Source organism: Halochromatium glycolicum (assembly GCF_016584085.1).
Taxonomy (GTDB): Bacteria; Pseudomonadota; Gammaproteobacteria; order Chromatiales; family Chromatiaceae; genus Lamprobacter; species Lamprobacter glycolicus.
In genome coordinates this window covers 15,283-37,722 of record NZ_NRSJ01000019.1, presented here as the reverse complement: position 1 = coordinate 37,722, position 22,440 = coordinate 15,283, and the positions used below count along the sequence as shown (strand labels likewise).

Genomic DNA, 22,440 nt, shown 5'->3' with positions numbered 1-22,440 from the left:
GTTTCAACCGGAAAGTATCTAGATCGCGTCACCGCGCACCCGCTTATCCCATTCAGGCTCGGGCCCGGCGCTCGACGCTGCCTCGTCCGCTGCCAGCAGCGTCACCAGATCGATGATGCCGACCAGTCTGGCATCAGGCTCGGTCACGAACAGCGTATTCGCGCGGGTGCGCAGCATCAACTGCCGCGCCTCTGCAAGCGTGGTCTCAGGCGCGCAGCTCGCGGTCTCCCGCCGCATCAGCATCCGCACATTCGCGCGGGCCGGATCAAGGTCGCCGCTCGCGGCCCGGGCCGCGACATCGAGCGAGTCGAGCGCACCGACGAAGCGCCCGCGTTCGACAACCGGCAGGCTGCAACAGCCGGTCTCTGCGAATCGACTCGCCGCTGCAGCCACCGTGCTCTCCGGGTCGACAACGGGGAAATCGGTACGCATTGCGTTGATTAATGTCATCAATCAGCCCCAAGCACGTCAATCATGAATCCTCGGTCCCGTAATGCGCACGCAACTTCGATGCCGTGCCCGCTGCACGGCGAATGCGGGGGCGGGCGCCGCTCCGCCAGGGCCTAACTGGTTGCTATGCCCCACCCTACGGCTGAAATACACCACTGATTCAGCGGACTGATCCGCAGCAGAGCCCCCGTTGCGGCATCGCCGCCCACCCGCGATCCGCTGTCATTCGGCAGCCAAACAGCAGCGTTACCGTGAATCACGCGACATGCATTGTCCGGGCTGGCACGCCGTGCCACAAACGTTGGCGGTGCAACGGCATACGAGTTGCGTTGCTTGGCGTTCTCAAGCGTGGAGCGATCTGATGAGGGGGGAGCTCAGAGGTGGCAAATCGCAAAGGACGCCGAGTCGTCCTGTCGGCGCTATTGCTCACGGTCCTGGTCGTTGTCGCCTTGGGGTGGTGGAATCGGTCGGCCTTGCTCGCGCTGGTGCAGGACGGTCCGCCTGCGGACCGAGGACGACCACCCCCGTTGGTCGAGGTCGCCCCGGTCGAACAGCGCGAGATCGAGGCGCGCCTTCAGGCCACTGGCACGCTCAAGCCCGATGAGACGGTGACGATCACCGCGCGCTCGCGCGGGCGCGTCGATGCGGTCCTGTTCGACGAGGGCGACCCGGTCACCCGGCACCAGGCGCTGGTGCTGCTCGAGCGCAGACGCGATCAGGCCCGCGTCAAGGAGGCAGCTGCACAGGTCGCGCAGACGGCCCGCGAGCTGGCGCGCCTCGAAGCGCTCGCCGACGATTCCTTCGTCTCCGAGACCGAGCTCGAGCAGGCGCGCGCGGGCGCCAGCGCGGCGCGCGCCGAGCTGCGGATCAGCAGCGAGGACCTCGCCGACCGGATCATCGACGCGCCGTTCGAGGGTCTGATCGGACGGCGCCAGGTCAGCCCGGGGGCGCTGCTCGAGCCCGGCACGCCGGTCGCATCGCTCAGCCGCATCCAGCCACTGGACCTGCTGCTCGACGTGCCTGGCACCGAGCTGCCTCGAATCCAAACAGGCCGATCGGTGGTCGCCACCACCCCGGCCTATCCGCAGCGAACGTTTCACGGCCGTATCACCTTCGTCGCGCCGGAAGTGGCCGAAGACACCCGGACCTTGGCGCTCGAGGCGACCTTCGCCAACGCCGATCAGCGGCTCCAGCCGGGCATGTTCATGACCGCGGAGCTGATCACCTCTCGCCGCGAGGTCCTGCAGGTGCCGGAGGCAGCGGTGATCGCCGAGGGGCCGTCGAAGCACCTGTTCGTGGTCGAGCAAGAGGCCGCCAGCCGCGATTCTGCCGAGAGCAGTCCCACGAAACCTGAGCAGAATGAGGCTGAACCACCACCAGAGCCGCGCAAGCAGGACAGCGCCGCAGCGGTTTCGCGTGCCCGCCCAGACACCGCCGAGAATGCGAGTGCCAGTGCGGGTGCGGGAGCGGGTGCGGGTGCGGGTGAGCAGGATGGTGCCGGGACCAAGAGTCGGGAGGGCTCAGCAGGGCGCCCACCGAACAGCTCGGCGCGGGTCGAGCGCCGGGCGGTCCAGACCGGCATCCGGCGCGGCGGCTGGGTCGAGATCACCAGCGGGGTCAGCGCCGGCGAGCAGGTCGTGGTCTCCGGCCTGCAGGGTCTGCGCGACGCAATGCGGGTCCGGATCGCTGACGATCAGAACGCCCCCGGCGAGCAGTCCGCGTCCAGCCCCGGCATCGCGGATGATGAGGCCGGATCATCCGGGTCGGCGGGGCCGGCTGACGAGCACAAGTCAGGCGCAGATCGACTGGACGGAAAGAGACCGGACGGAGAGAAGCGGTGAAGCTCACGACCCTCGCCGTCACCCGGCCCGTGTTGGCGACCGTGCTGTCGCTGCTGATCATCGTCGTCGGCATCACTGCCGTGCTCAACCTGCCGGTGCGCGAATACCCGGATGTCGATGAGCCCACCATCACCGCAACCGTGATCTATCCCGGCGCCGCCGCCGAGGTGGTCGAGCGCGAGATCACCGAGCCGATCGAGGAGGCGGTGAGCGGGATCGACGGCGTGCGTCAGATCCGCGCCAGCTCGCGGGATGGCCGCGCACAGATCGAGGTGGAGTTCTCGCTCGAGCGCGATCTCGATCTCGCCGCTGCCGATGTGCGCGACCGCATCTCGACCGTGCGCAACGAGCTGCCCGACGAGGCCGAAGACCCCGAGATCACCCAGCAATCGCTACAGGCCCAGGTCGTGATGTGGGTCGCACTGACCAGCGACGAGCTGGACCGGCTCGCCCTCTCTGACCTTGCTGATCGCGTGCTGGTCGACCCGCTCTCGACCGTGCCGGGTGTTGCCCAGGTCCTGTTCGGCGGCGAGCGGCGCTACGCGATGCGTATCCATCTGGACCTGCAGCGCCTAGCGGCGCATCAGCTCACCGTGCTGGATATCGAGCAGGCCTTGCGCGCGCGCAATCTCGAGCTTCCGGCCGGGCGGCTGATCAGCGACAGCCGCGAGCTGACCTTGCGGACCATGACCGAGCTCGAGCGCCCACAGGCCTATCGCGAGCTGATCATCGCCGAGCGCGACGGCGCCGAGATCCGGCTCGCCGATGTTGCCGAGGTCGAGTACGGCCCGGAGAGCGACCGCACCGCGGCGCGGCTCGATGGCGAGAAGGTGATCGGGCTCGGTGTCGTGCGCCAGTCGGGCTCCAATCTGGTCGCGGTCTCGGCCGACGTCCGCACCCAGCTCGAGGCCCTCTCCGCGCGCATTCCCGACAACGTCTCGGTCACCATCCCCTATGATGCCGCGACCTTCGTCGAGGCCTCGATCCGTCAGATCCTGATCACGCTGCTGCTAACCATCGCCCTGGTCGTGCTGGTGGTCTTCATCGCGCTCGGCTCCTGGCGCGCGACCCTGGTGCCGACCGCGACGATCCCGGCCTCGGTGATCGGCGCCTTCATTCTGCTCTGGATGCTCGGCTATTCGATCAACGTACTGACCTTGCTGGCGTTGATCCTCGCCATCGGGATGCTGGTCGACGACGCCATCGTCGTCGGCGAGAACGTGTTCCGCTTCTCGGAGCAGGGCAAGCCCCGGTTGCTCGCAGCCGATCTCGGCGCTGGCGAGGTTGCGTTCGCGGTGATCGCAACCACTTTGGTGCTGCTCGCGGTCATCACCCCGTTGGGCTTCCTGACCGGCGATACCGGCCGTCTATTCAGCGAGTTCGCCGCCGGACTCGGCGGTGCGCTCGCCCTCTCGAGCCTGCTGGCGCTGACCATCGGCGTCACCGTGGCCTCCAAGCTCATCGACGCCAAGCGCATCCAGGCCGACCCGCTGCGCCAACGTGTCGGCGGCCTGTTCGAGCGACTCAGCCACGGCTATCTGCGGCTGCTGAAGGGGGTGCTCGCAGCGCGCTGGCTGGTGCTGCTGCTGGGGCTGCTGCTGGTGGCGGGTACCGCCTGGCTCTATCGCGATCTGCCGCGTGAGCTGTCGCCGCGTGAGGACCGCGGCACCGTCTTCATCCCGGTCGCCGGTCCGGAAGGCGCCACGCTCGACGAGATGCTCAAGGTGCTCCAGCAGATCGAAGCGGTGCTGCTGCCGTTGATCGACGACGAGGGGCCAGGCAAGCACGTGATCTCGCTGGTGGCGCCGCGCAGCGCCGGTGAAGGCCCGGTCAACAGCGCCATCGTGATCCTGAGGCTCAAGCACTGGAGCCAACGCGAGCAGAGCCAGTTCGCGGTGACGCGGCAATTGCTGCCCAAGCTCGCCCAGATCACCGGCGCCCAGGCGTTCGCGGTCAACCCGCCCAGCCTCGGCGGCGAAGGCCTCCAGCAGCCGGTGCAGATGGCCATCACCGCGCCCAGCCTCGACGAGGCCCACCGGCTGGCGCAGGAGGTCCTGCAGGAGGCCCGCAAGATTGCTGGCATCGCGCAGGCGCGGCTCGACTTCCAGCCCACCAATCCGCAGCTGCGCATCCAGATCGACCGCGACCGCGCCGCGGCGCTCGGCATCTCCCCGGCCGATATCGGGCGCACGCTGCAGATCCTGATGGGCGGCGAGGACATCACCGATTTCTCGCTCGATGCCGAGACCTACGAGGTGATGGTGCGCGCGCGGCGCAGTGACCGAACCGCGCCGGAGGACCTCGGCAACGTCTATGTGCGCGCGGAAGACGGCTCGCTGGTGGCCCTCTCCGGCCTGATCGAGACCGAGCTGGTCGGCCGCGCCGCCGAGCGCCTACGGGTCGACCGGCTGCCAGCGGTGACGATCAAGGGCTCGCTCGCCGGCGGCGCTGCGCTCGGCGATGTGCTGGACCAGCTCGCCGAGCGCGCCCGCCCGCTGCTGCCCGAGGATGTCCAGATCAAGTGGCTCGCGGTGAGTCAAGAGTATCAGCGCACCGGCCGCGCCTTCCAGCTCGCCTTTCTCCTCGCGCTGACCATCGTCTTCCTGGTGCTGGCCGCACAGTTCGAGAGCTTCGTGCAGCCGATCGTCCTGCTCGCCGGGGTGCCACTGGCGCTATTCGGTTCCCTGCTGACGCTGCTCATCGGGGGCGGCTCGATCAACCTCTACAGCCAGATCGGCTTCATCCTGGTCATCGGCATCATGGCCAAGAACGCGATCCTGCTGGTCGAGTTCATCAATCAGCTGCGCGATCGTGGCGAGGCCCTCAGACCAGCGGTCGAGGGTGCGGCGCGGGTGCGCTTTCGACCCATCCTGATGACCTCGATCGCCACCCTGTTCGGCGCCCTGCCATTGGCACTGGCCTTCGGCCCCGGCGCCGAGACCCGGCGCATCATCGGGCTGACGATCCTCGGCGGCGTGATCGCCGCGACGGTGCTGACGCTGTTCCTGGTACCGGCGCTCTATCTGGTGATGGCGAAGCGCACCCGCGCCCGTTCAGCGCTGGCCGACGAACTGGCCGAGCAGCACGCCGAGGCGCATCGCCAACAGCGGTCGTGAGCGACCGCCGCCGCGGTCCCGGCTCCCAGGTCTTTGGCCGCTGCCCGGCGAAACCCGGCATCCCGCTCCCAGCCTCCTCCATTGGCGCGTTACTCCATCATCGCCCCGTGCGCTCCGCCCTCCTCGTCAGGGCCGCGGCCGGATCGATCCGATCGCCGGGGTTCGCCCCTAGTGCATCGCGTCAGAAGTACCGACACCCTTTTCCTGCCACTGGCCCTCAGCGCCGTAGGAGCCCGCTTGCGGGCGATCTCTCAGCTCGCAGCGCTGTGGGCACTTGCAGGCGACCACGCCGCGCTCGCAGCCGCGAAGATCGCCCGCAAGCGGGCTCCTACCTCACGACCAGTGCGGGCAGCGACAATCGGTCTCGGGATTTCCGCTGTTTTGCACTCGCCGGGTCAGAAGGCACAAGGCGGCGGGGCATTACCACCATGCCGAGCGGCCGTACTCAATGCTCGCCCACGCAACGCTCAGCCTCTCGCGGAAGGACCTGGCTCATGGGAATCGCCTCAACTCGCAGAGGTCATCACAGCTGTGTTGGCACAACGGCTGCTTCTAGGCAACCGAGACGCGTTCGCCGTTTCAGCGCGCCGACCGAGAGCCCAGCCCCGGTCGCAGCCGGCTCGAGCCACGACCGATCCGGAGCACGCAGGGCTCGGCGCTCGATGGGCGACACAATAGCGCGCGGCGATGAGACCAACCGACCCACGGAGCCTGATGATGCATCACAGCAAGCAAACCACTCTGGCCCTGATCCTGGCCACCCTCCCGATGGCGCAGCTTCCAGCCGCCGAAGCCGAGCTACCGGATGCCGCCAAGCGCATGCCGGGATCGGACCTCTGGATCGAGTCGCGGCTGATCACGGCCTATAGCCTCAACGAGCATCTGAATCCGTTCGATATCCAGGTCGACTCCGAGAACGGTGTCGTGACCATCGATGGGACGGTGCCAAGCGAGAGTCAGCAGCAGCTCGCATTACAGCTCGCACGCGACTTGGGCTCGGTCCGCACGGTCGAAGACAGGCTCAAGGTGGACCCGAATCAGGGACCCGAGCAGGAAGGCGAGCTGTTCCGGACGATCCAGGACGCCAACATTACCACCCGGGTCCAGCTGCAGCTGCTTTGGAACAGCCAGACAGGCGGGCTCGATATCGATGTCGATTCCAGCAACGGGACGGTGACACTCCAGGGTACCGCGGCGACCGCCGCCGAACGGCGCGCCGCTGAGCAGATCGCGTTGCATACCCAAGGCGTGCGCGGCGTCGAGAACCGGATCGAGATCGAGCCCGAAGCATCACCCTCGGATCAGCCGTCCGACCTACTCTCGCAGACCCTGGATCAGATCAGCGACGGTTGGATCACCACCCGCGTCACCGCTTCACTTCGGTTCGACAGCGCGATCAAGGACGGCGACATCAACGTCAGCACCAATGACGGCGTGGTCTCGCTCGAGGGGCAGATTCGCAGCGCCGAGCAGAAGAAGCTGGCAGGCGACAAGGCACGCAGCATCTACGGCGTCAAGCAGGTGAACAACCAGCTCGAGGTGAAAGGGTCCGCCTGACCGGGGGCCTATAGCCATTCCGCCTCATGGCCGGACAGAAAGCCCCGGAACAGTCAGCACCGATGGGCTCAGCCTGTCCGGAAACCAGGGCGGGTGGCTATAACGCTCATGGCGCGGTGCCTTCCCGGACGATGAATCCCGCGGGATTCACGGTCACTGCATGGCCTTCTCGGCGCTCGAGATCAGCAGCCTGCAGCGGCGATGGGGTCGAGTTGTCGCGGGGCGATCGCTCCGCGACGATCTAAGACGATCTAAACGGTATCGTTCCGCCGGGACCAATCCAGACGGAGGAGCCACCTATTTCCAGTATCTGGCGGCTTCTTGATGTCCGGATCACATCAGTCGAGACAATATTTTCTCGGGGCTGGGCAGCTGTCAGTCGTGCGCCAACGGCAACTCGAAGGTCGCGTGATCGAGCCCTACGACCAACAGGCCATCATTCTCGCGCGCAACGCGCTCAGCGGCCTTTAACATCAGCCAGTAGTCGGCACGCTCGGTTGGGACCGGGTCGTCCGAGCGGCCTTCGCTCGTCAACCGTAGCCGGAGTCGCTGGCCATCCTGGTCCCGCTCGACCTCGAGCAGCGGCTGCTGCGCGCACACCCCGTTGCAGGCATGCCCGACGCCGATCAGTCGCAGCAGGTGGACGAGGGCAGCCTGGAACCCCTGCTCGTCGACCCAGACCGCGGAGCCATCCCCATCCGCTTGCTGACCCTGCGACGGCACCCCGTCAGCAACACGTCCGCCGAACGCCAACACCACCTCAGCAGCCATCCCGGCCGCATCCACTGGGCGCTTGGGACCGTCCGCGAATCGATTCGAGCGCACGGTCTGGATCAGGTTGGTCGAGAGGGTCGAGACCGCATCGAGCACACGCTGTATCCGCTGAGCGCGTTCTCTGTCTTCGCCGAGCTCGAGCTGAAGCGTTTCCGTGATCAGCTCGATCACGCTCAGCGGCGAGCGCAGGCTGTGAGCATGCTGACGCGCCTGCTCGGCCAGCAGCGATCGACGCTCCAATTCAGTCAGGCGCTCGCGCGTCGGGTCGAGATCGACCGCCGCGGCCTTCCCATGACTGTTGTGAGGGCTGGAGGTCGCACTCATAGACTCGGTTCTCCTCCATCTACACTGCGTCCAGTTTGGGATGTGCAATTTTGACCGCGCCTGCTGCGGAAAAATTACGTTTCTGTCTCTGGACGCGGTTTAGACCATTCGCCCGCGAAAACACCTGCGGGCTGGTCGTGTTACAAGGCTCTGAAGCCGGAGCACCCCGCTCTCGCGCTCGGCTGTCGACGCTGTCGCGTGAGACTCATACTGCATGCGGACCTGCGCACCGTGCTCTTGCCTTACCCTATAAGCATCCGCCGGGCCAAGTCCATACGGATTCATTGCATGGGGTTGCGACCGCGCCGAGCAGGCGAGCGTTCAACGAGCGTCCAGCGCGTCGCAGCGAGCAGACGGGTTATTTCGCACCGACCTGGTGTTTTTGCCCCTATGTTACAAAGCGCAACCGACCACGCAATCGCCGGGGATCATGATGACCGAGCGCGCGGCGAGCACCCTGATACACGCGGCGCGGCTGCGCGTCGTCTTGGGCACGTTGGGACGGCTGCTCGTCGTCCTGGCGGCCCTTTCGGTTCCCCCGGCGCTCGCGGCCTTGGTCTCTGGGAGCGGCGAGCTGGCGCTGCGACTCACCGCCACCGCCGGGGCATTGCTCCTCGTTGGATGGCCGGTCTCGCGGCTGCGCCCGCTGCGCGGGGGCGAACGCGACATCCAATGGAACGAGGCGCTCGCGGTCACCGGCCTGGCGTTCGTCATCGCAGCGCTGGTGATGGTTTGGCCCTTGACCGCGGCCGGCCTGGGCGGCATCGATGCGTTACTCGAGGCGACGTCCGGGATCACCACCACCGGGCTCACGGTGCTGCGCGGGCTGGACCAGAGCGATCCGGCCGTGCTCTTCCTCCGTGCCTGGATGCAGTGGTACGGCGGGTTGGGCATCGCCGTGCTCACGGTCGCGCTGATCATGCGTCATCACGCCAGCGCGCGGCGGCTGTTGGAGACCACCGGCGAGCAGCTCACCGACGCCGGCGCACGGGCGCATGCGCGTCGCGTCTTCGCGGTCTACTGCGCTTTGACGCTGGTTGCGATCGCAGCGGTCTGGGGAACCGGCCTCGGGCCATTCGAGGCCTTGCTCTACGCGCTTCCGGCTGTCGCAACGGGCGGCTTCGCCCCCTCCGATCAGAGCCTCGCCGGCCTATCGGGCGCCACGGTCACCGCGATCTCGCTGACCACCGTCGCCGCTGCGATCAGCCTGCCGCTCTATGCGAGACTTCCGCACCGCGGTCTGCGCTCGCTCAAGCATGAGCCGGAGCTGTTCGCTCTGGTCGGGGCCATCCTGATCACGGCGCTGCTGCTCGCTGCTGAGTCCTGGCTGACAGGGGCCCAACCCTGGCCGCAGGCACTCGCGCAGGGCCTCGCGCTTGGGGCCTCCGCACAGACCGATACCGGGTTCAGCACGCTCGATGTCGCCGAGCTGCCCGCGGCCTCGCAGGTGGTGCTGATGATCTCGATGAGCATCGGCGGCTGCACCGGCTCCACCGCGGGCGGGATCAAGCTCATCCGGCTGCTGATCATCATCCGGCTGATTCAGCTGGCGCTGCGCCGCACCGCGATCGCCGAGCGCGCGGTGCTGCAGGCGCAGGTCGGCGGTGGCCGCATCGAGCCGCCGATGGTCGCCTCGACCCTGCAGCTGCTCGCGCTCTGGATGCTGGTGCTGCTAATCTCCTGGCTGATCTTCCTGGCCTATGGGCAAGCGCCGCTCGCGAGCCTGTTCGAGGTGGTCTCGGCAACCGCGAACGCCGGGCTCTCGGCCGGGCTGACCAGCACCGAGCTCCCTGCAGCGCTGAAGCTCGTGCTCTGCGCCGACATGCTGTTCGGCCGTGTGGAGGTGCTCGCCCTGCTCGTCGTGCTCTACCCGCCGACTTGGCTCGCGCGCCGACGCAAGGTCTGAGCCCAGTCGCAACCCCATTTGGGCCGTCATCCCATTTGGGCCGTCATCCCATGAGGGCCGCCCCATGAGGGCCGCCATGCCATGAGGGCCGCCATGCCATGAGAGCCGCATTCATCGGCAGCAACTCGCAGACCCTGTCCACGGCCGAGCTTCTGCTCGAGGATGGACACGAGGTGATCATCATCGAGCGCGATCGGGCGCGCATCGACGAGCTGTCCGAGCGCTTCGACGCAGGATTCGTGCACGGCGACGGCACCCTCCCCGATGTGCTGCGCGACGCCGAACCCGAGAACACCGATGTGCTCTTCTGCCTGATGGAGAGCGATCAGACCAATATCCTCGCCGGTCTGATCGGACGCTCACTCGGCTTCGCCCGGGTGGTCCCACGGGTCAATGATCCGCAGTTCCAACGGATCGCCGCGGAGCTCGGCCTCGAGGACAGCGTGATGCCCAACCGGGCGGTCGCCGCCCATCTGAAGCAACTGCTTTCGGGCGCTAAATCGCTGGAGCTGTCATCGGTTATCCGCGGCGAGGCAGCGATCTTCAGCCTGACCGCGTCGGAGACCGAGAAGGGGCCGATCGGTGAGCTCGATCTGCCGGACCGCACCCATGTGGTCTGCCTCTACCGCAACGAACAGTTCTACCTGCCGCAGGAGGTCAGGACGATCAAGGCGGGCGATGAGATCATCCTGATCACCAGCCACCAGCAGCTTTCCAAGCTCGAGCAACGGTTCGAGCGCAGCGAGGCAGGCGACCAGCTGAATGCCGACTGAGCAGCTCACCTGGTCGCACCTGAGACGACCTGGGCACACCGAGTCGCACCGGGGCCAACCTGGCTTCAAATTTGCTGCACAAAATCGTCTACAGATAGACCACAATGAAGCGATCAGGGCTGCAACCGCAGCCTATCACCCGAGCCCAAGTGAAGGAGGCAGCAATGAGACAGCTCCCAGCAATCCCGTTCACGATGACGTTGCTCCTGAGCCTGAGCCTGGCTGCGCCAGTGCTCGGCCAGGACCCAGCTTCCGCTGGCGCCGGTATGCCGGGCCCCACGCCCTTCACCCAGTTCGACCGCGATGGCGACGGCATCGTCACCGAGGCCGAGTTCAACGAGATGCGCGCCGAGCGCATCGGAGCCCGTTCGGGCGCCGGTGCACCGATGCGCGGAGCCCAGAGCGCGCCGGCGTTCAGTGAGATCGACCAGAACAGCGACGGCAAGCTGACCCCGGACGAGCTCGCGCGCTTCCGCGCGGAACGCATGAACAACCGTCGCGGCATGGCGCCCGGCGCTGGGATGGAACCGGGCGGTATGGGACCCGGCGCTGGCATGGGTTCGGGCGCTGGCATGGGCCCCGGTGGTACGGGACCGGACGGCATGGGGCCGGGCCGTATGGGCGGTCCCGGACAGGGTCCCGGGATGGGGCGGATGGCCGGACAGATGCCGTCGTTCTCATCCTTCGACGCCAATGGTGACGGCTTCATCAGCGAGGATGAGCTCGCCCAGGGCCGGGCCGAGCGCATCAAGGAACGCTCGCAGCAAGGGCACCGGATGCGGAACCTCGCCGATGCCCCGTCCTTCGAGACGATCGATCGAAACGATGACGGCCAGCTCGATCGGCAGGAATTCGCGACCGCCCAGCGCCAGCATATGCTTCAGCAGCAGCAGATGAGGCAGCGCTAACGCGCATGGCACGCTGCCGCCCCGGACGATGAATACCGCGTCATTCACGGTAACGCTCATGGCACGCCGCCACAGGTTGATGGCCGCCAGCGCAGCCAGGCCGGTGCAGCGCAAACGCCCATCACACGCTGGCACTCCACGCGCTGGCACTCGACGCGCTGGCACTCCACACGCTGGCACCGCGGGCGACGAATCCCGGGAGATCTGCGGTAACGATGCAGGATGAGGCCGTTTCGACCCCCGGTCCCGTTCGCCGCTGGCGGACGGAGCCGGAGGCAAGCCCAAGGGCGATCATCGCCGAGCACGGACAGGCGCTGACACGCGTCGAGGCGATCGCCGACGACATCCTGCGCGTTCGCGTTGCACCGACCGGACAGCTCGCGGCTGAGGCGAGCTGCCAGAAGGGCCACCAGCAGGGCCGCCAGCAGGGCTACCAGCAGGGCTGCCAGCAGGGCTGGGAGCAGGCGCCGGCGCTGAGCGCCGGCCGGCTAACGGCCGAGGAGCGAGACGGCTTGGTCCATCTGAAGACCGACCGGCTGCAGGCGGGACTCGATCTCGAATCCGGCGCGATCTCGCCTGTCAGCCCGGAGGGCTTAGCCTATGCGAGCGATCTCGGCGCAGTGCGCTGGCGCCAGCTGGAGCGGGATGAGGTCCCGGCCATCGCCCCAGCGCTTGCTGCTGCGCTGGCCCAGCAAGCCGACTCAACCTGGCCGGCCGGCCCGGCCCGCACCGGCGTCTGGCTGCAGAAGACATTGGACCCCGAGGAGGGCCTGTTCGGCTGCGGGCAACGCCTCGGGCCGCTGAACCGCCGCGGTCAGCGACTGGCGCACTGGACCACCGACATCAACTCGCCAGGGCTGGGTCTGATCGACGGCTGCCTCTACCAATCGCATCCGGTGCTGCTCGGATTGCGGCCCGGCCTCGCCTGGGGGCTAATGCTCGGCTCGAGCTGGTACAGCCACTTCGATCTCGGCGCCGAGCAGCCCGACCGGCTCGGCCTGTTCACCCTTGGCGGCGAGCTCGACTACTACCTGTTCGCCGGCCCGACCCCCGCGGCGGTCGTCGAGCAGCTCACAAGGCTCACCGGCCGGCCCGCCCTGCCGCCGCTGTGGGCGCTCGGCTATCACCAGTCGCGCTGGGGCTACCGCAGCGCCGCTGAGATCCAAGCAATCGCCGACGGCTTCCGCTCGCGGCGCATCCCGATCGATGCGATCCATCTCGATATCGACTACATGGACGGCTTTCGCGTCTTCAGCTGGGATCGCGAGCGCTTCCCGAGGCCGCACGAGGCGATCAATGCCTTGCATGAGCGGGACATCCGCGCGGTCACCATCGTCGACCCGGGCGTCAAGCGTGAGTCCGAGACCGAACGCACGCACCTCAGCGACCCTGGCGTCTCCCGCCATTCGGCTGATCCCGCTGATCCCGCTGATCCCGCTGATCCCGCTGATCCCGCTGATCCCGCTGATCCCGCTGATCCCGCTGATCCCGCTGATCCCGCTGATCCCGCTGATCCTCGAATAGGCTGTCCCGGCAGACCGGGCAACGGCAAGCCCCGCGATCCGCAATTGGCGGCCAAAGGCAGCTCGAGCCTGACCGGGGAGGCCGACGCGGCCAGTCAGCGCCGGGTCGGCACGGGCTATCCAGTCTATGCGACCGGCCTGCAGGGTGACCATTTCATCCGCCGGCCGAATGGCGCCCTCTTCACTGGCTACGTCTGGCCCGGTGAATCAGTCTTCCCGGATTTCTGCCGAACGGAGACGCGCCGCTGGTGGGGCGACCTGCACGCCGGCCTGCTCGACGTCGGTGTCGACGGCGTCTGGTGCGATATGAACGAGCCCGCGATCGTCGATCGGCCATTCGAGGTGTCGGGGGCCGCGGCACTCACGATCCCATTGGATGCGGCACAGGGCGACGAGGCCGAGACGAGCCACGCCGAGGCCCACAACCTCTATGGGCTGCTGATGGCACGCGCGACCCATGAGGGCCTGCGACGGCTGCGTCCGCAACGCCGGCCTTGGGTGCTGACGCGCTCGGCCACGATCGGCGCGCAGCGCTGGGCGGTCAATTGGATGGGTGACAATGCCTCCAGCTGGGCCGACCTTCGCGCAAGCCTCCCGCAGCTCGCGAGCATGGGCCTCAGCGGCTCGCCGCATGTCGGCGTCGATATCGGCGGCTTCTATGGCGCCTGCGACAGTGAGCTCTTCGCGCGCTGGATCGAGGTCGGGACCTTCTATCCATTCATGCGCGCACACGCCTACTACGGGAGCCCGCCGCAAGAGCCCTGGGCATTCGGGGAGAATACCGAGGCCGTCGCGCGGACCGCGCTCGAGCGGCGTTACCGATTCCTGCCCTATCTCTACACCCTGGCACATCGCGCGCACCGGACCGGCGAGCCGATCCTGCGCCCGCTGCTCTATGACTTCCCAGACGAGCTCGGCCTGCACGCGATCGACGACCAACTGATGGTCGGCCCGCTGCTGATGATCGCGCCGGTCTGTGAGCCCGGGGTCAGCGAGCGCAGTGTCCAGCTCCCGCCCGGCATCTGGTATGACTTCCATACCGGCAGACGGCTCGACCCCGAGGGTCAGACGCAGGTAGACGATAACGACGCAGATCGCAATGCGAGAGATCGGCGCTGCCGGTTGCCAGCGCCACCCGGGCGCATGCCCATCCTGGTACGCGGCGGCAGTTGTCTGACGCTCGGGCCGGTGCGGCAATCGACCCGCGACCCGCTGACCGAGCTGACCCTGGATGTTTATCCGGGGAACGGAGCTGCCGGCTCTTGGACCCTGATCGAAGACGCCGGCGACGGCTGGGGCTATGCCAGTGGCGATCTCGCGGAGACGCCGGTGGGTGTCGCAGTCGACCGTACCAGAGCTGCAATAACGCTCGGCCCGCGCAGGGGCGGTTGGCGGCCTCAGCCGCGCCAGCTCTTGCTCCGGCTGCACTTGACGCAATGCCCCGAGCAAGTTCTGCTCGACGGTGTCACATGGTTCGACTGGAGGTGGGATCAGGTGAGCAGCGAGGCGGTGCTTGCCATCGTCGATGATGGCAAGCCGCATGAGCTGAGCCTCGAATAAACAGCGCCGGCCGCCCCAACCCGAAGACCCACGATATGCCGGTTCGGTGCCTGTCGTCACGCTGGGCTGTGGCTTGCCGTGAATCACGCGAGATTCGTCGTCCGGGGTGGCATCGTGCCATGAGCGTTAGCGCGGAACATCCGCACCCTCAGGTAGTCATCCGTCGCCTCGAACTCCGGGGGCAGGCCGTTGTGCGCCTGCAGCAGCGGGATGATCTTGGTCCGCACGCCCATGCCGCGAGCGGAGCTTCGCGAACTCCGCCTCTAGGCCCCGCTCGGCGGCGTCCAGCCCCTGCTCCAGATCCCTGGTCAACGCAGCAACATCGTCTTTCGCACGGTCGAGCTGGCCGCGCAACTGCTCCACCGCGTTCGCAGCCCCGGTCCTAATGCCGTCCAGTAGAGCCCGCCCGCGGCGCAGTACCTCTGCATGGGGGAGACCGTCGAGCGCGGTATCGCTTAGAAAGGTCAGATCCGGCAGCTCCGCCTCAAAGGTTTGCAGTGCGCTCTCAACCCGCTCCCATTCCTCGGCGAGCTGCGGCTTGAGCTGACGCTCTTTCTCCACTAAAAGCACCTGTTTCAACTTCGCTTCGATGCCAAGGGCCTTGAACTGCGCGACCTGCTCGTTGAGCTTCGGCAACCGCGTCAAATCCTGCTCGAGCTCATCCTGCCTGGACAGCGTCCGCGCCAACCGCTCCGCATTGTCTGCCAGCGCCTTGCGTACCTGGCTCACCTGGCGCGTCGACTCTGCATCGTCGGGCATGAAGCGGGCGAGCACTCCCACCAAGGCGGTATCGTCCCGCGCCAATTCGAAGATCTCGTTCTGGCCGTAGCATTCGAGGCCCGGCAGCAAGTCCCGGGTGGGATGCAGCTCTGACACATTTCCCTCGGCATCGATTACGCGTGGCGGTTCTCCAACGCAGCTGGGCTACCAACGCGCTCGACTATACCAAGATCCGAGCCGGCCTCGGCTGGCGAGATGCTGAGGCTCTGCTACGCTTATTGAAGAGGAAGACGCTGTTTTGCGGCCGTTCCCAGCCGCGCTCCCGCGCACTGCAACAAACTGGTGTCTGCCCACGCCCCTCAGGGACTCAGGAGCCTCCAGGGCTGGCAGGGCACCTTGTTTACCCCGATAACCAGCCACCCAGCGCCTGCCGAGAGGACCCTAAGCGATGACTGAGCAGGCCGATCGCCCCCGCTGCGTGCACCGGATCAATGCGGACGGACGGATCAGCTTCGTCAATGACCATTGGCTCGCCTTTGCATCGAACAACGGCTACGAGACGAGCCGGACGCTGGTGCTCGGACAAGCGCTGATCGACGCCATCAGCGACGAGGAGACCCAGCACATCTATGCGCAGCTGATCGAGCGCGTCTGCGCGTCCGGCCGTGCGATTCGGTTCGGCTACCGCTGCGATGCACCCGACAGGCGACGCTGGATGCAGATGCGCATGCATCGGCTGCCGGCAAGCGAGGAGATCGAGTTCGCGAGCGAGCTGCTCCATGAGGAGCCGCGACCACCCGTCGCACTGATCCACCCTCCGCGACCGCCCTCGCCGCCTGAGGATGTCCTGTCGATGTGCAGCTGGTGCAAAGCGGTGCTCGCCGAGCAGAGCTGGGTCGAGATCGAGCAAGCCGTCATCAAGCTCCGTCTCTTCGTCGCCGACGGCATGCCACGTATCAGTCACGGAATCTGTCCTGATTGTAAAGACCGGCTGCTGGCCGGAGAGAGTACCTCATGAAAATCCTTGTCGTGGACGACAACCGGCTGCTCGCGACCATCCTTGCGGACCATCTGATCGAACGCGGGCATCAGGCTGTTGCCGCCTTCGACGGGCGTCTGGCGGAGATCTTCTGTGATCGCGACGCGTATGACCTAGTCGTGATGGACATGGTGCTGCCTGAGCGAGATGGGATGGATGTGCTCGAGCGGCTGCGCGAGAAGCAGCACCGGTTTGGCGCACTGGTCATCACCGGCTTTCCTGAGCTGCGCGAGAAGGAGAGCGAACGGCTCGCGCGACTCGATGTGACCGCGGTCCTCGAGAAACCCTTCTCGTTCGCCGATGTCGATACGCTCATCGAGCGGGCCTGCGCCTGAAGGGGATGCGGAGCGTCTTCGATGCGCAGTCACTCAGGGTCAGAACCTTAAACCGGCACACTCCCGGAGCATTGCTTCTGCCCTGACTCTCGGTCATTACCGCGGCCCTGACACGCTCGTTGAGCATCCACTGAACCCGCTGACGCGCACAAAGGTGCCGCGCCGAGCCCGTCCCTGCCTGCCGCTGACCCGCTTCCTTCGCCGTCGATCAAACAGCCGCTTGAATTGTTTGTGACCAATAGTCATAATTTGACCGTAGGTCATGAATCTCGAGTCGAGTGGGATATCCGATGCCGTTGCAGGATCGAAAACAGCGTCAGTTCGTGAACCGTGAGCGCGAGATCCTGGCGGCCGCCCTTGAGCTTTGCTCGACCCCGGACTGGGAGACCGTGACCGTCAGCGAGATCGCGCGCCGTGCGGAAGTCGGCAAAGGCACCCTGTACAAGCATTTCGCCAGCAAGGACGAGCTGCTGTTCCGACTGATGATGGATTTCTATCGCGGCCTGCTGGACATCCTGCGCACTGAGCGACCGGCTGAGTACGCGCCCATCAGCCTACCGGAGCGCTTGTCCGGCGGCCCGTCAACGGGTCTCCAGCTCCCAGAAAGCCCCGTCGAAGGCGCTTCAGGGAGGCAGTCCACGAGTCCGCCAACGAGCCCGCCAACGAGCCCACCAGGAAGCCCTCCAGCGAGCCCGTTGGAACAGCTCCGCACCGCGGTCGAGCGTGCGCTCCGGTATCACGCGGACCACCGCGAGTACCGCTATGTCGTCGCCTATTGCGATCGCATCGATTTCAAGGAGCGTGCCGACCAGCGCTGGCAACAGGACTTCCTTGAGCTGGATCACGCCTTCATGGCCTGGGCCTCGCCGATCCTGGAGTCTGGGATGGAGCAGGGCCTGATCGAGCCGAGGCCAGTCGATCACCTGATGCTCGGGATCAGCGCCGCGTTCAAGGGTGCGATCGCGATGATCTGGTCATCCGAGGACTGGTGCCCGCTCGGCGATAAGGAGACCGTGATCGTGGCCGTGAGGGACTTCGTGATCGCAGCGCTCGTGGGCCGTTACGCTGAACCCAAACGCTTCTCAAGCACTTGTGAACAAGGACAGGAGACTGGACAGCGATGAAACGCATCTTGAACCCGGCATCCCGGCAGGCTCAGCAGTCAGATCCCCTGCCAGAGCAAAGGCCAGAGCAAAGGCCAGACCAAGGACCAGACCAAGGGCCAGAACGGCGGCCAACGAACCGGCGGACACGGCGCTCGTGGGCGCTGTCGCTCGGGCTCACCCTTGCGGTGGTGCTCTGGATGCTGAGTGGGACCTTCGTCGGCGCCTCCCGCAGCACTCAGCCCACCCCGCCCTCTTCCGCTGCAAGCGAGCCGGAGCGGCGGATGTCGGTCTTGGTCACCGAGAGCCAGGCGTCGCGTATCGACCGCGAGATCGTCGTCCAAGGCGAGATCGAGCCCGAGCGGAGGGTGACGCTGCGCGCCGAGACCGAGGGTCAGGTGATCGGGCTACCCGTCGAGAAGGGGGCGCTGGTCGAGGCTGGCGAGCTGCTAGTGGAGCTGGCGGAGGACGACCGGCCGGAGCAATTGGCCCGCGCCGAGGCCGAGGTGGCCGCGCGCCGACTCGAGCTGACCGCCTCCGAGAAGCTCGGCAGCCAGGGTATGCAGGCGCGCACCCAGATCAAATCCACGCAAGCCGCACTGGCGACGGCCGAGGCCGAGCTGGCGCGGCTGCGGGTCGATCTCGACCGGCTGCAGATCCGGGCACCCTTCGGCGGTGTGGTCGAGACGCGTGAGGTCGAGCTCGGAAGTCTGCTCCAACGCGGCGACCCGGTGCTGGAGCTGGTCGACAACAGCCGTCTCAAGGCGGTCGGCCATGTACCGCAGCAGAGCGCGAGCGCCCTGCAACTCGGGCAAGCAGTGGTCGTCAAGCTGCTCGACGGCTCCCGCGCCGAAGGCAAGCTCACCTATGTCGCGCGTGTCGCCGACCCGCAAACACGCAGCTTCCGGGTCGAGGCCGAGATCCCGAATCCCGACCGGGCGTTGGGAAGCGGTGTCAGTGCCGAGCTCAGCATCAAGGTCGGCGAAGAGCGCGGGCACTTCGTCTCCCCGGCAGTGCTCACGCTGGACGACCAAGGCCGGATTGGCGTGCGCACGGTCGATACCGACGATCGGGTCCATTTCCATCCGATCTCACTGGTCCGCACTCAGATCGACGGGGTCTGGGTCTCTGGTCTGCCGATGACCGCAAGGATCATCACCCAGGGACAGGGGTTCGTCACCGAGGGCGAGCGGGTCGACCCGGTGACTGCTGCCCCAGGATCAACGCTCCAGGACCAAACCTAGACCGCGCATGAGCCGTCTGATCGATCTCGCCTTCTCCCGCAGCCGCACGGTCCTGCTGATCCTGGTCTTCGTGCTGGCGGCCGGTGTCGGCGCCTATCAGGCGATCCCGAAGGAGGCCGAGCCCGACGTCAAGGTGCCGATCATCTATGTCTCGATGACCCACGACGGGATCTCGCCCGAGGACGCCGAGCGGCTGCTCGTGCGGCCGATGGAGAAGGAGCTGCAGTCGATCGAGGGCGTCAAAGAGATGACGAGCACCGCGCGCGAAGGACAGGCGTCGGTGCAGCTCGAGTTCGCGGCCGGCTTCGATAGCAAGCAGGCACTGGCCGATGTGCGCGAGCGGGTCGATATCGCCCGCAGCGAGCTCCCGGCAACGACCGACGAGCCGAGTGTCCATGAGATCAACATCGCGCTGTTCCCGGTGCTGACCGTCGCCCTGTCCGGACCGGTGCCGGAGCGTGGGCTGGTCCAGATGGCCCGCGACCTCAAGGATCGGATCGAGGCGCTGAGCGGCGTGCTCGAGGTCGATATCGGCGGCGACCGGGAGGCGTTGATGGAGGTCATCGTCGACCCGGCGGTGATGCAGACCTATGGTATCCGCTATGCGGAGCTGTTCGATCTGATCAGCAGCAACAACCGGCTGGTCGCCGCGGGTGCGATGGACACCGGGGCCGGCCGGCTGGTGCTCAAGGTCCCGGGGGTGATCGAGGACCTCAACGATATGCTGTCGATGCCGGTCAAGGTTGCCGACGATCGGGTCGTGACCTTCGGCGACGTCGCCAGCGTCCGGCGCGGCTTCAAGGACCCGCAGGGCTTCGCGCGGGTCGGCGGCCAGCCGGCCGTCACGCTCGAGGTCAAGAAGCGCGTCGGCGCCAACATCATCGAGACCATCGCCCAGGTGCGCGAGGTCGTCGAGGCCGAGCGCGCGCAATGGCCGGCGAGCCTCCAGGTCGCCTACATGCAAGACAAGTCGGACCAGATCCGGGAGATGCTCGGCGACCTGCAGAACAATGTGATCTCGGCGATCCTGCTGGTGATGATCGTGATCATCGCCGCACTCGGACCGCGCTCGGCCATGCTAGTCGGGATCGCGATCCCCGGCTCATTCCTGGCGACCATCCTGGTGCTGCACGCGCTCGGCTTCACGATCAATATCGTCGTCCTATTCAGTCTGATCCTGGTCGTCGGGATGCTGGTCGATGGTGCCATCGTCGTCACCGAGCTCGCCGATCGGCGCTTGGCCGATGGCCAGCCGCCTGCAGCCGCCTATGCCGGCGCCGCCAAGCGCATGGCCTGGCCCGTCACCGCATCCACGCTGACGACGCTGGCGGTATTCTTTCCGCTTCTATTCTGGCCCGGGCTGGTCGGCGAGTTCATGAAGTACCTCCCGATCACGGTGCTGATCGCACTCTCGGCCTCGCTGACGATGGCCTTGATCTTCGTGCCAGTGCTGGGGCAAGCGCTCGGGCAGGCCATCAGCGGCCGCCGTGCCTCAGAGCCGATCCCGTCCGACGACGACGGCCTGATCACCCGCCTCTATCTGGCGCTGCTCAGCCGCCTGCTGCGACACCCGGCCAAGACCCTGGGGGTGGCGGTGCTGGTGCTGATCGGCTCCTACGCAGCCTATTTCCAGTTCGGCAAGGGCGTCGAGTTCTTCCCCGAGGTCGAGCCCGAGCTGGCGCTGGTGCAGGTGCATGCGCGCGGCGACCTCTCGATCCGCGAGAAGGACCGCATCGTGCGCCAGGTCGAGGCGCGTATCCTGGACATGCCGGAGCTCGCCGCGGTCTATGCCCGCTCGTATAACAGCGCCGCCGGCCAAGGCGGCGGCACCGAGGACGTCATCGGAACCATCCAGCTCGAATTCGTCGACTGGGATCAGCGCCGCCCAGCAGACCTGATCCTTGAGGAGATCCGTCGGCGCACCGCCGATATCCCCGGTATCCGGGTCGAGACCCGCGAGGCCGAAGGGGGTCCATCCGAAGGCAAGCCGATCCAGATCGAGCTCAGCGCACGCGATACGACGCGGATCACGCCGGCGGTGGAGCGGGTGCGCAGGATCATCGAGCAGCTCGGCGGCTTCGCTGACGTCGAGGATGATCGCCCGCTGCCCGGCATCGAGTGGCGGCTCGAGGTCGACCGTGAGCGCGCTGCCCGCTACGGCGCCAATGTCGCCGTCTTGGGCAACGCCGTGCAGATGGTCACTCAGGGGATTCAGGTCTCCGAGTACCGGCCGGACGACAGCGACGACGAGGTCGACATCCGGGTGCGCTTCCCGTTTGATCAGCGCAATCTCGGCCAGCTCGACAGCCTCACCGTGCCGACCGCGAACGGCATGGTCCCGATCAGCAACTTCGTCGAGGTGACGCCGGCACCCAAGGTCGGGACCCTGCATCGGGTCGACGGCCGCCGGGCGATCACGATCCAGGCCGACGTCGAGGAGGGACAGCTCGTCGACAGCCAGTTGAAACGGCTGCGTCAGGCCCTCGCCAAAACCGAGCTCGACCCGGCGGTCGAGCTCCGTTTCAAGGGCGAGGATGCGGACCAGCGCGAGGCAGCGCGCTTTTTGAGTCAGGCCTTCGGCGGCGCGATCTTTCTGATGGCGCTGGTGCTGGTGACCCAGTTCAACAGCCTCTATCAGGCGCTGCTGGTGCTCTCTGCGATCGTCTTCTCGACGGCTGGGGTCTTGATAGGGCTATTGATCACCGGCCAGCCGTTTGGGATCGTGATGGTCGGCCTCGGGATCATCGCACTGGCCGGCATCGTCGTGAACAACAACATCGTGCTGATCGACACCTATAACCGGATTCGCGGCCAAGGCCGCCTCGGCGATGACGAGGGCAGCGGCGAAGGCAAAGATCGTCCTGATAGCCGCGCAAAGGGGGCGGTCGATGCCGCTCTCGAGACCGGTCGCCGCCGGTTGCGGCCGGTCTTCCTAACCGCGCTGACGACAGTGCTCGGACTCATGCCAATGGTCCTGTCGATGAACATCGACCTACTCGGTCGAACGATCAGCTTCGGCGCCCCCTCGACGCAGTGGTGGACGCAGCTGGCCAGCGCCATCGTCGGCGGCCTGAGCGTTGCGACCCTGTTGACCCTGGTGCTGACGCCCTGTTTGCTGGTGCTCGGAGAGCAACTCCAGCGCGGCTGGCAACGCCTGTTTCGCCGGTCAACCGGCGATGCACTGGCTCGTCCATGAGCCGAGGAGAGCTGATTCGCGATCAGCGCCCAAAGGATCTGAGACGGCCGTCACACCCAGACGATGAACCC

At 66.7% G+C, this 22,440-nt stretch carries 15 protein-coding genes; 12 read left to right on the top strand and 3 right to left on the bottom strand.

Features of this window, described 5'->3' with window-relative positions; genetic code table 11:
• Window positions 1–18: 18 nt before the first annotated feature.
• The gene (locus CKO40_RS11700; protein WP_200346395.1) at window positions 19–432 is read right to left on the bottom strand and encodes a CBS domain-containing protein; all 414 of its coding nucleotides are present in this window, start codon (window positions 430–432) and stop codon (window positions 19–21) included.
• Between the two features lie 398 nt (window positions 433–830).
• Between CKO40_RS11700 and CKO40_RS11695 the strand changes: the two genes are divergently transcribed.
• The 3 genes from CKO40_RS11695 to CKO40_RS11685 all read left to right on the top strand — a co-directional run bounded on the left by CKO40_RS11695 (window position 831) and on the right by CKO40_RS11685 (window position 6,964).
• Window positions 831–2,291 (top strand): efflux RND transporter periplasmic adaptor subunit, encoded by a 1,461-nt coding sequence (locus tag CKO40_RS11695; RefSeq protein WP_200346394.1) that lies wholly within the window; start codon window positions 831–833, stop codon window positions 2,289–2,291.
• The gene (locus CKO40_RS11690; protein WP_200346393.1) at window positions 2,288–5,407 is read left to right on the top strand and encodes an efflux RND transporter permease subunit; all 3,120 of its coding nucleotides are present in this window, start codon (window positions 2,288–2,290) and stop codon (window positions 5,405–5,407) included. Before CKO40_RS11695 ends, CKO40_RS11690 begins: the two co-directional genes overlap by 4 nt.
• A gap of 717 nt (window positions 5,408–6,124) precedes the next feature.
• Window positions 6,125–6,964 carry a BON domain-containing protein gene (locus tag CKO40_RS11685; protein ID WP_200346392.1) on the top strand — a complete coding sequence of 280 codons (840 nt, stop codon included), beginning with the start codon at window positions 6,125–6,127 and terminating at the stop codon, window positions 6,962–6,964.
• Between the two features lie 375 nt (window positions 6,965–7,339).
• Here CKO40_RS11685 and CKO40_RS11680 read toward each other — a convergent pair whose 3' ends face one another.
• Window positions 7,340–8,062: a HAMP domain-containing histidine kinase gene (locus CKO40_RS11680; protein WP_200346391.1), complete on the bottom strand. Its 723-nt coding sequence runs from the start codon at window positions 8,060–8,062 to the stop codon at window positions 7,340–7,342.
• A 433-nt stretch (window positions 8,063–8,495) separates the two neighbouring features.
• Between CKO40_RS11680 and CKO40_RS11675 the strand changes: the two genes are divergently transcribed.
• The 4 genes from CKO40_RS11675 (at window position 8,496) to CKO40_RS11660 (ending at window position 14,732) form a co-directional block, all read left to right on the top strand.
• Window positions 8,496–9,968: a TrkH family potassium uptake protein gene (locus CKO40_RS11675; protein ID WP_200346390.1), complete on the top strand. Its 1,473-nt coding sequence runs from the start codon at window positions 8,496–8,498 to the stop codon at window positions 9,966–9,968.
• Window positions 9,969–10,066: 98 nt separating this feature from the next.
• Entirely contained in the window at window positions 10,067–10,741 is a 675-nt protein-coding gene (locus tag CKO40_RS11670; RefSeq protein ID WP_200346389.1) for a potassium channel family protein, read from the top strand.
• A gap of 164 nt (window positions 10,742–10,905) precedes the next feature.
• On the top strand, window positions 10,906–11,649 hold the full coding sequence (locus CKO40_RS11665) for an EF-hand domain-containing protein (protein WP_200346388.1): 744 nt from the start codon (window positions 10,906–10,908) through the stop codon (window positions 11,647–11,649).
• A gap of 215 nt (window positions 11,650–11,864) precedes the next feature.
• The gene (locus tag CKO40_RS11660) at window positions 11,865–14,732 is read left to right on the top strand and encodes a glycoside hydrolase family 31 protein (protein ID WP_200346387.1); all 2,868 of its coding nucleotides are present in this window, start codon (window positions 11,865–11,867) and stop codon (window positions 14,730–14,732) included.
• A gap of 156 nt (window positions 14,733–14,888) precedes the next feature.
• Here the strand turns inward: CKO40_RS11660 and CKO40_RS11655 are convergent, their stop codons facing one another.
• A complete protein-coding gene (locus CKO40_RS11655) occupies window positions 14,889–15,608 on the bottom strand; it encodes a hypothetical protein (RefSeq protein WP_200346386.1) in 720 nt (239 codons plus the stop codon).
• Window positions 15,609–15,900: 292 nt separating this feature from the next.
• Between CKO40_RS11655 and CKO40_RS11650 the strand changes: the two genes are divergently transcribed.
• The 5 genes from CKO40_RS11650 to CKO40_RS11630 all read left to right on the top strand — a co-directional run bounded on the left by CKO40_RS11650 (window position 15,901) and on the right by CKO40_RS11630 (window position 22,369).
• Complete coding sequence (locus CKO40_RS11650; protein ID WP_200346385.1) at window positions 15,901–16,470, top strand: PAS domain-containing protein; 570 nt, start codon at window positions 15,901–15,903, stop codon at window positions 16,468–16,470.
• The gene (locus tag CKO40_RS11645; RefSeq protein ID WP_200346384.1) at window positions 16,467–16,826 is read left to right on the top strand and encodes a response regulator; all 360 of its coding nucleotides are present in this window, start codon (window positions 16,467–16,469) and stop codon (window positions 16,824–16,826) included. Before CKO40_RS11650 ends, CKO40_RS11645 begins: the two co-directional genes overlap by 4 nt.
• A gap of 290 nt (window positions 16,827–17,116) precedes the next feature.
• Window positions 17,117–17,950 (top strand): TetR/AcrR family transcriptional regulator, encoded by an 834-nt coding sequence (locus CKO40_RS11640; RefSeq protein ID WP_200346383.1) that lies wholly within the window; start codon window positions 17,117–17,119, stop codon window positions 17,948–17,950.
• A gap of 263 nt (window positions 17,951–18,213) precedes the next feature.
• Window positions 18,214–19,173 carry an efflux RND transporter periplasmic adaptor subunit gene (locus tag CKO40_RS11635; protein WP_200346382.1) on the top strand — a complete coding sequence of 320 codons (960 nt, stop codon included), beginning with the start codon at window positions 18,214–18,216 and terminating at the stop codon, window positions 19,171–19,173.
• Window positions 19,174–19,180: 7 nt separating this feature from the next.
• On the top strand, window positions 19,181–22,369 hold the full coding sequence (locus CKO40_RS11630; RefSeq protein WP_200346381.1) for an efflux RND transporter permease subunit: 3,189 nt from the start codon (window positions 19,181–19,183) through the stop codon (window positions 22,367–22,369).
• Window positions 22,370–22,440: the final 71 nt, after the last annotated feature.

Bases quoted from the DNA above. Each gene is read 5' to 3' on its own strand.
- CKO40_RS11675 (WP_200346390.1), top strand. From the start codon at position 8,496: ATGACCGAGCGCGCGGCGAGCACCCTGATACACGCGGCGCGGCTGCGC.
- CKO40_RS11635 (WP_200346382.1), top strand. From the start codon at position 18,214: ATGTCGGTCTTGGTCACCGAGAGCCAGGCGTCGCGTATCGACCGCGAG.
- CKO40_RS11665 (WP_200346388.1), top strand. From the start codon at position 10,906: ATGAGACAGCTCCCAGCAATCCCGTTCACGATGACGTTGCTCCTGAGC.
- CKO40_RS11630 (WP_200346381.1), top strand. From the start codon at position 19,181: ATGAGCCGTCTGATCGATCTCGCCTTCTCCCGCAGCCGCACGGTCCTG.
- CKO40_RS11660 (WP_200346387.1), top strand. From the start codon at position 11,865: ATGCAGGATGAGGCCGTTTCGACCCCCGGTCCCGTTCGCCGCTGGCGG.
- CKO40_RS11685 (WP_200346392.1), top strand. From the start codon at position 6,125: ATGCATCACAGCAAGCAAACCACTCTGGCCCTGATCCTGGCCACCCTC.
- CKO40_RS11645 (WP_200346384.1), top strand. From the start codon at position 16,467: ATGAAAATCCTTGTCGTGGACGACAACCGGCTGCTCGCGACCATCCTT.
- CKO40_RS11700 (WP_200346395.1), bottom strand. From the start codon at position 432: ATGCGTACCGATTTCCCCGTTGTCGACCCGGAGAGCACGGTGGCTGCA.
- CKO40_RS11680 (WP_200346391.1), bottom strand. From the start codon at position 8,062: ATGAGTGCGACCTCCAGCCCTCACAACAGTCATGGGAAGGCCGCGGCG.
- CKO40_RS11670 (WP_200346389.1), top strand. From the start codon at position 10,067: ATGAGAGCCGCATTCATCGGCAGCAACTCGCAGACCCTGTCCACGGCC.
- CKO40_RS11640 (WP_200346383.1), top strand. From the start codon at position 17,117: ATGCCGTTGCAGGATCGAAAACAGCGTCAGTTCGTGAACCGTGAGCGC.
- CKO40_RS11650 (WP_200346385.1), top strand. From the start codon at position 15,901: ATGACTGAGCAGGCCGATCGCCCCCGCTGCGTGCACCGGATCAATGCG.